Below are 12,374 nucleotides of genomic sequence, written 5' to 3'. Positions count from 1 at the left end.
TTATTTATTCAGAGCTTCACTAATGAGTGCTGTCGAGAAATAAATTCTAGTGTTTCAGTACTTAAATATAAAAAGCTCATTGGAAAACTGGATTTCTCATGTAGCGTTGTATTAGATCGTCTAGGCTCTCAATTGAGTTATACCCGGAGCTAAAATTCTGATTGATCATATCTAATTGTAAAAAACGACCGTCATCTGTTGTAACCCTGCCGAGCCCAGTAGTTCCGCTTCCCAGCTTGGTCAAGGTGTAACCACTTAATGAACGCTCAAATTCATCCTTTGATTCAGACGGCACTAAACAAGCGAGCTGCCAGTCTCCGAAACTGTAACACGCGTTCTCCACTTTAATCCCGTTACTAGATAAAAACTCTAAAAGCTCCTGCCGCAACGGCCATATAACATTTGAAGTAAGCTGAATGTCGAGTTGGTTAATCCGGGCGAGTTGGTATAGCGAGTTTGCGGGGCCGTCTGAGCAGTCCATACAAGCTACACTGAAGGGTAAGTTACTCAGTAGGCGACCTGCACTAACCTGTGGCACGGGAAAGCACATAGCTCTATCAATAGACGTAACTGTTTCACTTCGAAGATTTCCTGCACCATAACGATTCGCCACGACGGCAGCCCAAAAATCTCCGCATGGCCCGATGAGATACAAAAGAACGTCTTTAGAGGTGGTTTTTCTTGTGACAGGGTTCTTACCGGGAGTTCCAATAATAGTTCCCGTGGCAGAAAATCTTGTTGAGCTCTTAACGTTGCCGCCGTATAATTTCGCATCAACGCTATTTAACATTGACAAAAGACCATCCTGAAAGCCTTTTATGAAAGATACAGGCGTGTTATCAGGCATTTCTATCGATACCAACATTCCTAAGGGAGTGCCTCCAGAAGCAGCAATGTCCGATAGGTTGATCGCCGCTGTATAGCAACCCCAAACCTCCGGTGTTGCTTTACCAAACCAGTTCGCTACCGGTGTAGGACAAGGATCCATTGACCAGAGTAGTGTCTTTCCCGCCATAGTTAAGTGAGCGCAATCATCATTAAGGGAATTTTCACCACTGGTCACGCAGGGCAAAATTATCTCATTTAGCAATCTGATCTCGCCAAAATCTGAAACTGTTTCTATTCGCTCTCCCATATCCGCGCCCCCATCTTGGTTAGTCCAATTAACGTCCAAATTGGCTCCATCTCTACCATGCTACTAAGTCCCAAGGTCACTAAAAACATACTAGAGAAATAGTGAATGTCTACAGATTTAAATAATCCTTCATAGTGGTCATTGCAATATTGTTTAAGTGAGGCATTGGCGGCGCGTCTTATGGTTTTTATGCAAGTGTAAACTCTAGTTATGACGTGGATTTGCTCGTGATGTAAATAATTGAATTCGTCAAAAAAACTAGAAAAATCAGTTATGTCAGGCAGTGTCATTCCATGTTTGCAAAGATAGACTTCGAAAGCTTCATAAACGGACGGTGGGAGGTGTAAAGATTCTCTTGTTGTTTTGGTTCTTAGTGCCAAAAACTCATTCATTAACATGAGTTTAAGCGTCACTTCCATCAAAACATAGTCTTTAGCAGGGTGTCCATAATCCACCCATCCAAAATCAATTAACTCTGTCTTAGCAGGTTCATTGAAATTCACCATCAGGTTGCGAGCATGTAGGTCGCCATGGATTAGACACGGGGCAACATCGAAAACAAACATTTCTGAAATTTTCTTGTGCGCAGCTAGAATCTCTCCAGCCAGAATATCAATTCCTAAGCGGCTATCGCCTGATTTATACAGTGATTCAAGACGCTCTAGAGGTTTGTTTGATCTACTTACGTAGCGATTAAAGTCAACCAGGAATGATTTTTTAGGAGTTGCGTTGTTTAACTTAATTCCCATATCTCTAAATATAGATGCTAAGGCTTCCGCGCAATCCTCACTCGATTTGTCACTTAAGAAAAACTTTCTGAACTCGCAATGATTTCCTATTTTAGCTAGGTCGCAGATTAAAACTCCAAACTCGGTGTTTGAATCTATGTACTTGCTAACTGGCGGCACCCACTGGGCCCACATTGCATTGTGTGCGGCATCGTATTCTCGTTCAGTGTTTTTTATATTTTGAAATTTTGCGATGAATCGCCGTGGATATTGAATGCTGCTCGAGAAAACATCTAAGTAGAAAACTTCGCTTCCGCTTTTGCCTGCTCGCTCTACAGGGTAAAGTTGCAAAGAATCATATACTGTATTGGAGGGCGCTTTCTGTTGAAGTTCGTTTGCAAAAGCTGCCATAAGACCACGCCGGCTTTTTAAAGCATTCTCATGCTCTTCAGGATTAGAGCTAAATCTGTATTCAAAGCTGATAGTTTCTTCATGAGAGAGAGTGGACATTAGGCAAAATTCCTAGAAAGAAGCGATTGCATTTTTTCCTCTGAGCCAAATTTTCGCCAGTCCCATTCGAGTGCACCTAAGCAATTAGCGACATATTTACGTATTGTTTGGCTTTCCAGTGGCTTGGATAGTTGCCAGCGGTAGAAGCCCATTTCATTACTGCCGATTATGGCGTATGATTTTTCCGGCACGGTTTCATTATAAATCTTAAACAGATCCCACTCGTTGGAGTCGCTAGATTGCGAAAAAAGGTCTCGGCAATTTACATTCCCCGCATTTGGTAATACATGAAGGTGTGCATGATAGATTCCGCATCCTCCATGTTCTGCTCCATGAGCGCCATGCTCAAAGTATAAGCTTTGCTCTTGCCTCACATTAATGAATTTATGTGCTTCGGATAAGATTCTCTGTAGCTCATCCTTCAAGCTATTGGCCTTAAATAACGACTGAGCCATTGTGGCCTTATGAGTTTTAGGAATAACCAAAAAATGCCCATCTATTAATTGGCCAATGCATGGAAATGCAATAAAAGATTCTGTTTCAGCAATTACCCGGCTAGGCAGTTCAGGGTAAAGTTTCGCAAAATTAGTTTCCCTACTTCCATTGATTTCACGGCAGAAGACACATTCTTTAAGCATTACACCCTCCAAGGCTCAGAAACAGTTTCCTGTAGTGAGTGTAAAGAATAGACTAGCTAACCTCAATCCTCTAGAACATCACCTTCTAAGGGGGTGCGGCTGAGCAGATTCGCTTCGTGAGACAGCTCGAAACTGATCGGCAGGGTTCAGTCAGGAGCGGTCAGTGATGTACAGTCGATGTCGGTCAAAGCCATACCTTCGGCCTGCCTTGGAAATCAGGGGCGCCTTAGTCTTGTTCACTTCCTCGGCCGCATGAGGAGTAGCGCAGGCAGAAAGATCACAGAACGTATCCGTGTCCTTTTTCGAAGAATTGACTAATTTAGGCAGGGAGGCTGCGCAAGTTTCATGAGCCTAAAAAATGTATTCGAGCCGCCGCTTCTCAGCGAGGCTTCGTTCAGACGGTAGAGCCCATGCCAGACAAATACACGAGCTTTGTAGATCTCATGACATCCGAACCAGAAGGCTCCTATCGCATCGAAATGAGATCGGCAGGCACCGCTGTGGCCCTAATTGCACCTCACGCCGGCAAGATCGAACCGGGAACGTCTCAGATTTGTAGAAGCGTAGCTGGTGACGACCTCGCGTATTATTTGTTTGAAGGTTGCAAGGCGAACAACAATCGAGATCTACATATTACAAGTTCACGCTTTGACGAGCCGCAGGGTATCGGTATTGCTCAAGCGGCGCATGTGGTTGTGACGTTTCATGGCCAAACCGGTGAAGATCTTTTCGTCAACGTCGGTGGATTAGCTGACCAACTCTGTGCCTCAATGATTGAGCTTCTTAATGCTGCGGGCTTCTCCGCAAGTCGGCATAGCAATCCAGAGCTCCAAGGGCGCGACGCTAATAATATCTGCAATAGGGGCTCCAAAGGACAAGGACTTCAATTGGAGCTTTCTCGAGGTTTAAGAAATGCGCTGATAGCAGATCATCAAGCAATGGTTCGTTTCTCATCAACTGTTAGATTTGCACTGACTAGCATTACTTGGAACTAATATTTTGCATTGGGCCGATTGCACACAGGCGCGGCTGTCCGCCCCGGCCTGACACAAGGTGGCCCACCGGACGGATTGTTATATTGTTACCTTAGCCAATCTGCACTGCTTCATGCAGTCTGCAACGAACCTGAACCTCCAATCAATGCCGGAGCCAGTGTTTATTGTGGATGCGCTATCCTAAGGATGGGCAATCTGAATTTATTACGGTTGGCATGCCAGGCACGGGGCCTGTGTGAAAGGTCTACCTCGACGACGAACGGACGTCAGTTTACCGTCAAGACTGAAGCGCTAATATGGCTAGAAAAGTCAAGCTAATTCCCCTATTGTCCTCTAGTACGGTCATGTCGCTATGGGGATGGTCATAATGTTGACTAACTGACTGAAGTATAAGGTTTTCTAGGCTTAATAGTAAAAACCGTTAATCATGGAAGTTTGATAAAAATATATGGATCATCAAATTGAAACTACCAGATAGCGCTTCAAATTTCGTTGAGTCTGTGAAGTCAGACAGCCGCAACCTAATTAATCGTGGGTTGTGGGATGTACCCATGGCCCGTCTCGATAGTTGGCTGAATCAGTTTGTCGGTTCGGAAGAAGAGTTTTTCGCCGCTTGCCTGTTGGATCATTTGATTTTCCGAACTTCCTCCCAGTTTGAGGCTGGACTTAGGGCATTATTTCGCAGCAACCTTCAAGGTCAGATTTTCTCCGGTTGCGATGATGATGAGTTGATGGTCAAGCTGGCGGGGCGGCCTGAAATACACCTACGCGTTGTTCCTGTAATATGTGAAACAGATCCGCCAACAAAGTCAGGACCGCTGGTCCTTAGACGTCTTCAAAGAATAATGCACATTAGACATAAGTGGATATGCTGGCCATGGCAAGCTGCAGAAAATATTCGAAATTCTGAAATTAATACGGTGATATTCGTAGATGATTTTTTAGGCTCTGGAAGACAGTTCGAGAAGTTTTTCAATCAATGGGGATTCGGTGCGTTACGTGAGGGAGTTAATTATTATTACGCCCCAGTTGTCGCTCATGAAACAGGGTTGGAGTATTTAAAAAATAATTTATCTACAGTCAAAATAGTCTCCGCAGAGCAACTTGATAAAACACATGATTTCTTTTCTGAAGAAGTATGGGGGCGGCTAGGCCAGGGGGTTATATCCGCTGACGAAGCTAAAGAGTGGTATATGGCATTTGCTAAAGAGAAGGGGCTTGAGCCGAGGTCAACAGGAGCGCTGGGAACGGGTGATCTTTCATTGGCGTTCGGCTTCAGCCACTCCACGCCAAATAATTCACTTCCGATTTTTTGGTACGAGAACGAATCTACGGGCTGGCAGCCTTTATTGGAGCGTTAAGGATGATACAGAAGCTTCCCGAAATTTTTTCAAAAAATCGAAGTGAAGAAACTAAAGAGGATAATTGGTCAGACTTTGTAGTTCCGGGGTTCCTAAATGAACTTGAAATAAAGTCTCAGAGTAAGGCGCTTGCAATTATTGGCGGACGCGGCACGGGGAAGACGACTCTACTGCGGTACTTTTGCCATGCGACTCAATTTTCTTCAAGACGACCTTACCTGCCGGACGATATTCTGAAACATATCGGTCTTTATTGGCGAGCGGACACCAATTTCTTGAATTCTTTTGCAGGCGGAGAACAGTCCCCTGAGGTGTGGCGATCTGCGTTTGAACACATGCTGGCGTGTGAGTTCGGCAAAGAAATAATACGAGCGTTAAAGAACCTAAACTGCAATCCAGAGCGGCAGCAGCGATTTGGTTTGCCTTCTAGTTTAAATGTTTCGGTTCTCAGGGATTTTGATGAGGCTTTGGGCGAAACGATCTTCGACTTAGAGAAAAGTCTACAAAAAAGCCGAACTAGGCTTTCGATGTGGGTAAATAATCTAGATACCTTTCCTCGACCAATTTTTCTCCCGGCGGAAGCATTTTTAAAAGCCCTGATTGAAACGCTAAAGAACCAGTTGCCTTATTTGTCAGAGTCAACATTTGGGATTTTTATTGATGAGTATGAAAATCTTCGTGACGAGCAGCAACGATTTATCAACGGTCTTTTAAAACATGGATCGCCTCCTCTTATATATAATATTGCATTAAAACCTAAGGGTTGGCATACCGAGCAGACGATAGGTGGCGAATCGATTCAGGAGATATCCGACTATCGCGTGATAGATTTAGAGTCTCATATAGCAAAGGATTTTGATGTTTTTGCTGCTGAATTACTATTCTTTCGTCTGGCCGAACATGATCCTGAATTGCAGAATAAACTCCCCATAGTTCCTGAACACCTGAGATCAATAGATCATATCCAAGAACGATATGACAATCCTCAGTATCGCGAAGCTGTTGTTAACGCGGCTGAGCAAATGTTGCCTCGAGTTTCGTTGGGGGCGGCAGCAACGGTGGTATTGACGGATACAAAGCTGCGTGAGCGCTTAGCTAATAAACTTCGCCATGCATTACAAAAAAAAGGTAGCGATCTGGACCCAGAGTGCTTCATAGATATTGAGCATCCAGAAGTTTCCGTTATCATGCCCGCACTTATTAATAGAGATCGAGAAAATGCCGCAGCACTACTGAAGGAGTTTGTAGCATTTAAGCAAGGGGTAGGAGTCCGACTGTCCCCAAGGGGGACCTTAGTTGGGAATAATTTGTTTGGTTGTATAAACTCTATTTTTATGGATGCGAGGCGAACATCCATATTGTTTTCGGGATTTCCGGTGCTCATTATGATCGCGAGAGGAAATGTACGATACCTGCTAGAGCTTATTCATCGCATTTTCAAAGAGTATCAACCGATAGACGATGAAGTACTCCCTATTGTTCCCGCACCCGTTCAGGCTCACGCAATTTATATGGCTAGTGAGTCTATTATTAATACTGTTAGTGGATTTGGTGTGTATGGCCCACAGCTTTATGCACTGGCATTATGTTTAGGATCGATTTTCAGGCTGCGCCATAGAAGTGACAAACAGAGCGAGCCGGAAATTAACCATTTTACAATCGCAGGGGGAGAGCTTGGTGAGAGTCTGAATCGATACCTTCTTGAGGCGGAGAAATGGTCAGTTCTGTTTGTTTCAAGGGAAACAAAAATGAAAACGTTAGGGGTTATCGGCTCTGACTACACCCTCAATCCTATATTTTCGCCGTACTTTCAGATTTCATACAGAAAGAAGAGAAGTCTGCATTTTAACGCGTCCCAGCTTTTACAAATGCTCGAAGGTGAACAGCAAGTAAGAGATGCGCTTGTGAGGGAGCTCGGAAAGCAAGATTCAAGTGAGCCTGAGCAAATAGATTTATTTGGTGGGCCTAACTATGAATGATAGTCGGGATGGGCAGTACCAGTTTACATCCAGGATATCTTTGGATGCGCCTTCCAGCTTACAAAGTGTGGATGTAGCCTTCGTCGGTGGCGGAGTTGATCATCGTGGAGTTGCGAGCATTTCTGCACTGCAGGGCTTTGCCTCAACAGTTTACCGATTGAGATTTGATGCGGTAAATCAACAGACTTACATTAATGAAAAACCTGTGCTTAGGGAAGCTTTTACTAGGATCTTTCATCAGCAGAAACGCATTGTTCTAGATGCAACTACTCTTGGCCTCGGTGAAATTCTACAAGTATTACTTGTGGCCAAACGATTAAGGTGCCCTAGAGTTGAGTTTTTGTATGCGGAGCCAGCACGATATACTAGAAGAGAAGGTGCCGTCGACTATCGTATGCGAGACTTTAGCTTAACTCAAAATTGCCACTTTCAGTCAGTTCAAGGTTTTGCTCATGAATATGATCCTTCTATGAGGGCGGCTCATATTTTTCTCCTTGGTTTTGAACCTGGGCGTATACGCAATGCAATTGAGCAGCGCGGAGACTATGATCCGGATCGATATAGGTTTCAAATGGTAATAGGAGTGCCGGCGTTTCAGGCTGGATGGGAATCTAATTCAATTCGCCCCCATTTAGCTGTTTTGGAGGACTTAGAAATTTCCGAAAGATCTATTATATATTGCCAAGCCAATTCGATCCGAGAATCGTACTTGACGCTTTGGGACTTATATCGTCAATTAGGGGATGAGCGGGGGTGCTTCTTTGTTTCCCCCCTCGGAACAAAGCCGCATGCGGTCGGCGCAGCTCTGTTTCTGCTTGAAACTAAAGGCAACGAGATCTCTACGTCGCTTTATTACGATCATCCTGAACGTGTTATTAAGAGGAGCTCTGAAATCGCTGCCTGGCATCACGTAGATGTACAATTATCACATTAAAGTTTGGGGGGGTTATTAAGTGAAAGTAATCTTCATGTTTAGGATGCCGTCCATAGTGATGAAACTCGCGCCAACTCCATGGGCGATGCTCGCTAAATTTTCACGTCCTGTATTGCTGACCAAATAATCGAACACCCTATCCACATAGATAGGGTCTACTCGAAGCAAAAGCACGCAGTCAGTAATTATTATTGACCCTGTTTTCACTCTCCAAATTTTCTGATTAAGATTTCGGCCTACACGCGCAATTAAAATATCACCAGATTGAGCGAATACAAAATTTGTCTTCTCAACAATACTTCTATTTGTTATAAATTTTCGCGGCACGCTAAGCCGGTCATCCTCAAAGTCTGTAGTATGTAAAATATTTAAATTTAACTTCTTTCGCTCAACAGAATTTAATGTGCCTCTCTTTAAGACTTTTGTTATATCTTTTAGCTTTACTTCGCTTGTGGGTGCTGTCGCTCGTCGCATTGCTAGGTAAGAATAATCAAGTCTGGAGCTGGCCATCTCCGATGGCAGTTCAATTATCTTGGAAAGCTTGCCTGACGACTCAAGTTTTTGAATTTGGATGGTTTCACTTGGAGATAGATTTTTTGACAGAACCATAATATGCGCTTTTGCATCAGTATTTCGAAAAATACGTCTCGGAAGCTCAATAACTCGCTCTATTCGATGCGTCGTCGTAAGGGCTTCACGAAGCTTAAAGAACTTTTCACCAGAGATTATTCCATCAGGTAAAATTAAACCGAGTTTGCCGCCGACTTTCAAAAATCTGAGATTTTGCGCTATAAATAATACTTCTGCAGGCATGCATCCAAACTTCGGAAGTATGCTCTGAAGACCTGCTTCCTCTAAAATGCCACTAAAGTGTTGTCGCCATTTTGGCCGTATGTAAGGAGGATTGCAAACAGCGGAGTCGATGGTTCCAAAATCAACACCTATTTTTTGGTCGAGACCATACTCTAGCGCATCTCCTACATGGTGCTGGATGAGCTCGGGCGAAGAATTTAAAGGCAAATATTTCTTGGCGCGCTCATCAATGTCGACAGTAATAAATTTAGCACTTTTCCATTTTTGAGTTGCTTCACGTATAAGGGCACCATCTCCAACACCCAGCTCAATTACCGTTGTTGGGTACTCGACTGACATAGTTTGTATTAGCAGTCCAGCAACCTCCTGTACGGTATAGTATCGACCCAATTTGTCAGACGTTTTTGGGATTCGCGACAGTTGCATAGGGGCTTCGTTTACCTGAGAGGACATGGACGGTGTGATACGCGAATTAGCCAACGCAAAGGTATCTGATCAGGGCAGATGGTACAGCCACGACGATCATTTCAGTCGTCAGCATATGCCAGCGCTCGACCTAATGCGAGTCTGTCCCCATCAATGGATTACTGGTAGGGCAAATTTCATTAGTGAATATGAACTGCCGATGTCGGCAGGAGGCCGTCGGAGGCTGGCGCTTTCAAATCTGTGGGAGCCACCTTGGGCCGAGCGACTCCTTTCGGCAGGTTCTGTCTGTCGAGACCCTAGGCTGCGGAGAGAGCTGACGTCCGTTACGGTCTAAGGTGGTGGATGGAGCGTACTGTTGAAATTTGCGAACAGCCGCTGTAATTGAGATTCGGGCCTCATTAAATACGCGCTGGTCGGCGGGATGAATCGGTCGAGTGAAATGCTGTTTGATGGAAAGTTAGCAGGCCGCTTACATCGACTTGACCGAGATAACTTCCACAAACTTGAATTTTTTCCTGGCTATCTTAGTGGCTTCTTGCTCCGCAACGAGGAAGCTCAGTGTGTCGGCCTCATGCACCAAATCGTGCATCTTTCCTTCGAATTCATTTCCCACACGCAGCGTGACTCTCAGCCTAGGCGTAAAGGATTTTGAGACTTTCTTCTTCGCCGCTTTTACCGATTGCACCATCTCGACATCCCGAACGGTGCCTTGCAGGTGTGAGTTATTTGTTGGTGTAGGCGACTCAGGTTCACCGAATAGCGCCAGGCGCATTTCTTCTTCCATCAACTCTGCATTCATGCCTTTTCTCCTAAGGGCGTTGTGTCTAACGGGCCTAATTCTATCAGCAAGACCGGATTCCGTAGTGAAGAGAGTGAGGGGGACGCCTAAGGCGCTAAAGGCTCTGGATGCCGGCGAGCGTTAGTTTCTGCCAAGCGCTTTCATTCCAATGTGGTGCTTATTGACACTCATGCTTGTGTTGTTGCGGCTTCACATTTACGCTTTGCCCCGTCGCGGTCAATCCCGTGACCGGGTGTGACAACCTGAAGTGTTCGAGGCGCATGGCGCCATAGCCAGTACAAAGTGCTTACACAGGCTTAGCTGCTGCTTTTCTATGGTGGATCGTGCGGGGCAGGCTTACGCCTGGCCGGTACCCTCGGACGCCGGTTTGTCACCCCCGTACGGTCTGCCACCCAGCCGCGTGACAACGGTTGATGGCAGTTTTACTTGTCCGAGGAGATAAGGAAAATGGCATGCCCACCTTTTAAGCTCGCGCGCCACCCCGGGTATATGGTTCAAGCTGCGAACTATCTCGGAGGATTCCGCGATGTTTGATCTATCGCTTCTAATCGACCTCCCAAAACCCAATACCATCGATACTGCATCGCTTAGTCCTGAAGATGCAGCGATTAAATTGCGGCAAGCGGCCACGCTTCGGTTAAATGGAGCGCAGAGTATCCTGCTTCATTTTCCTCAAGACGTTGAGCTGGCAGTAGAGCTGTTGGATGACGCCGCCGTGTTGTACGACAAGGCGTTCCGGAGTCTAACTGGCATCCCAGCTCAAAGCGTTCATCAACAGATCCATGAATATGTCTCTGTCCCGTCCGCGGAAGGGTATCCCGCGATCCAAACGCCGTGGGGCGATGAGTTCGCTCCGGTAATCAAGGAGGGTGTTCGTTGCGCAGAAACTTGGCTTGAGGGCTCATCATTACCATTATGGTGGGCGCTGTCTCAGAGCCGAAAACGTCATCGTCCGGGGGACCCACAAGAGGCATTTGAAGCAGGTTTTTTGCTGCGGTTGCAGCAGGCGCTGATAATGCGCCGTGAGGCCGTCACTTCCCAATCAACCCGCTTTGATGCCTGAGTCTGTAATTGACGTTTGAGATTTGCTTTTCCCGCCAAACCCTCCGATCAAGCGATCTTTGATCGCGCCGATCGGAGGGTTCACTCGCTTTTTCTTGAAGCCGCCGCGTTCTACCCTCCCATGTTCAAATTTGATTAACGCCACGCTTGCTTTCACCCTTCGGTAATTCCCTGCAATCTCTAACGAGCGCAGCGCCATTTCAGTGTGTGTGCGAATCTTTTCGTTGGGCATGGAGGTAGGTGTGGCGACAGCGGCGACGCCGGCGACAACCCACATAGAGCATGGCCTGGAGCATGGCGACAAAAGTGGCGACAGTCGCCATTTTCTGAGCACTTCGGCCCTGACGCTTGACCGCCTTTTCGAGTGGGTATAAAAATTGGCGCACGGATCGCTGTCGTTGACAGCACCTGCCCAGGTAGCCAGAACCTTTAAGGCTACGCCACTTGCGTGGTGGTTCTTCCCCAAGTGCGATTAGCGTCCGGCGGCTCGCACGGTCACTCCCCAGGAGTGATGGATGCCCACTCGACCAATCTGCTCACTGCGGCAGACGATGGACCTACCTCGCTGCATTGTGGCAACCTCACCTCTTGGCACACTTCGCTGCGCCAGACCTCACCCGTCTCTTTCTCCCGGAAAGAGACGGGCGCTCGTACCACTGCTGCAAGCCACGTCGTACAAGGCATTGCCGCAACTCTCCGCGTGACAATTGGCCTGACAAATCTGATTTATCGCTATCCGCAACGACACAGATAGCCATAGCGATCGTGTAGAAGTCATCAACCTGCGCCCGCGTTTGGGCTTCGAACGCAACCATCGACCCGTTACGTGGTGTCGCGCGTTCGCCATTTAGAGGGCTATAGATGCAGAACGCCGTACCTAAGTCAGTCGTGCATTGGGTGAATAGAGCGCGTTCAGGATTGTGGTTGAGGGCAAGCAGCGTGATGCCTATCGCTGGATAGGTGACTTCGCTGGACGCTCATACTGCGGCCACTT

The 12,374-nt window shown here is 46.3% G+C and carries 11 protein-coding genes; 5 read left to right on the top strand and 6 right to left on the bottom strand.

Annotation, left to right across the window (positions count from 1 at the left end; all coding sequences use genetic code 11):
- Positions 1–76 precede the first annotated feature (76 nt).
- Genes PSH66_RS25305 through PSH66_RS25295 form a run of 3 tightly spaced genes read right to left on the bottom strand, consistent with a single transcriptional unit; the run spans position 77 to position 3,011 of the window.
- Positions 77–1,135, bottom strand: a complete 1,059-nt coding sequence (locus PSH66_RS25305; protein ID WP_305427837.1) for a thiamine-monophosphate kinase — start codon at positions 1,133–1,135, stop codon at positions 77–79.
- A complete protein-coding gene (locus PSH66_RS25300; protein ID WP_305427836.1) occupies positions 1,120–2,373 on the bottom strand; it encodes an aminoglycoside phosphotransferase family protein in 1,254 nt (417 codons plus the stop codon). Before PSH66_RS25300 ends, PSH66_RS25305 begins: the two co-directional genes overlap by 16 nt.
- On the bottom strand, positions 2,373–3,011 hold the full coding sequence (locus PSH66_RS25295; protein ID WP_305427835.1) for an HIT family protein: 639 nt from the start codon (positions 3,009–3,011) through the stop codon (positions 2,373–2,375). The genes PSH66_RS25300 and PSH66_RS25295 overlap by 1 nt, the downstream gene beginning before the upstream one ends.
- Positions 3,012–3,421: 410 nt before the next feature.
- Here PSH66_RS25295 and PSH66_RS25290 point away from each other — a divergent pair, with 410 nt between their 5' ends.
- The 4 genes from PSH66_RS25290 to PSH66_RS25275 all read left to right on the top strand — a co-directional run bounded on the left by PSH66_RS25290 (position 3,422) and on the right by PSH66_RS25275 (position 8,280).
- Positions 3,422–4,006 carry a poly-gamma-glutamate hydrolase family protein gene (locus tag PSH66_RS25290; RefSeq protein ID WP_305427834.1) on the top strand — a complete coding sequence of 195 codons (585 nt, stop codon included), beginning with the start codon at positions 3,422–3,424 and terminating at the stop codon, positions 4,004–4,006.
- A gap of 551 nt (positions 4,007–4,557) precedes the next feature.
- Positions 4,558–5,367, top strand: coding sequence for a hypothetical protein (locus PSH66_RS25285; protein ID WP_305427833.1), 810 nt, complete (start codon positions 4,558–4,560; stop codon positions 5,365–5,367).
- A gap of 2 nt (positions 5,368–5,369) precedes the next feature.
- Positions 5,370–7,346 (top strand): hypothetical protein, encoded by a 1,977-nt coding sequence (locus PSH66_RS25280; RefSeq protein WP_305427832.1) that lies wholly within the window; start codon positions 5,370–5,372, stop codon positions 7,344–7,346.
- Between the two features lie 40 nt (positions 7,347–7,386).
- Positions 7,387–8,280 (top strand): hypothetical protein, encoded by an 894-nt coding sequence (locus tag PSH66_RS25275; RefSeq protein ID WP_305427831.1) that lies wholly within the window; start codon positions 7,387–7,389, stop codon positions 8,278–8,280.
- 15 nt (positions 8,281–8,295) lie between these two features.
- Here the strand turns inward: PSH66_RS25275 and PSH66_RS25270 are convergent, their stop codons facing one another.
- The gene (locus PSH66_RS25270; RefSeq protein ID WP_305427830.1) at positions 8,296–9,519 is read right to left on the bottom strand and encodes an N-6 DNA methylase; all 1,224 of its coding nucleotides are present in this window, start codon (positions 9,517–9,519) and stop codon (positions 8,296–8,298) included.
- A 469-nt stretch (positions 9,520–9,988) separates the two neighbouring features.
- On the bottom strand, positions 9,989–10,318 hold the full coding sequence (locus PSH66_RS25265) for a hypothetical protein (protein WP_305427829.1): 330 nt from the start codon (positions 10,316–10,318) through the stop codon (positions 9,989–9,991).
- Positions 10,319–10,844: 526 nt separating this feature from the next.
- On the opposite strand from PSH66_RS25265, the gene PSH66_RS25260 reads away from it, so the two are divergent.
- Positions 10,845–11,381, top strand: coding sequence for a LasR-specific antiactivator QslA (locus PSH66_RS25260; RefSeq protein ID WP_305427828.1), 537 nt, complete (start codon positions 10,845–10,847; stop codon positions 11,379–11,381).
- Here PSH66_RS25260 and PSH66_RS25255 read toward each other — a convergent pair.
- Positions 11,361–11,657, bottom strand: a complete 297-nt coding sequence (locus PSH66_RS25255) for a hypothetical protein (RefSeq protein ID WP_305427827.1) — start codon at positions 11,655–11,657, stop codon at positions 11,361–11,363. The genes PSH66_RS25260 and PSH66_RS25255 overlap by 21 nt on opposite strands.
- Between the last annotated feature and the right edge of the window lie 717 nt (positions 11,658–12,374).

The sequence above is a fragment of the Pseudomonas sp. FP597 genome (genome assembly GCF_030687435.1).
GTDB classification, from domain to species: domain Bacteria; phylum Pseudomonadota; class Gammaproteobacteria; order Pseudomonadales; family Pseudomonadaceae; genus Aquipseudomonas; species Aquipseudomonas lactucae.
Note: the sequence above shows the minus strand (reverse complement) of the source record. Positions and strands in the feature narration are given on the sequence as shown.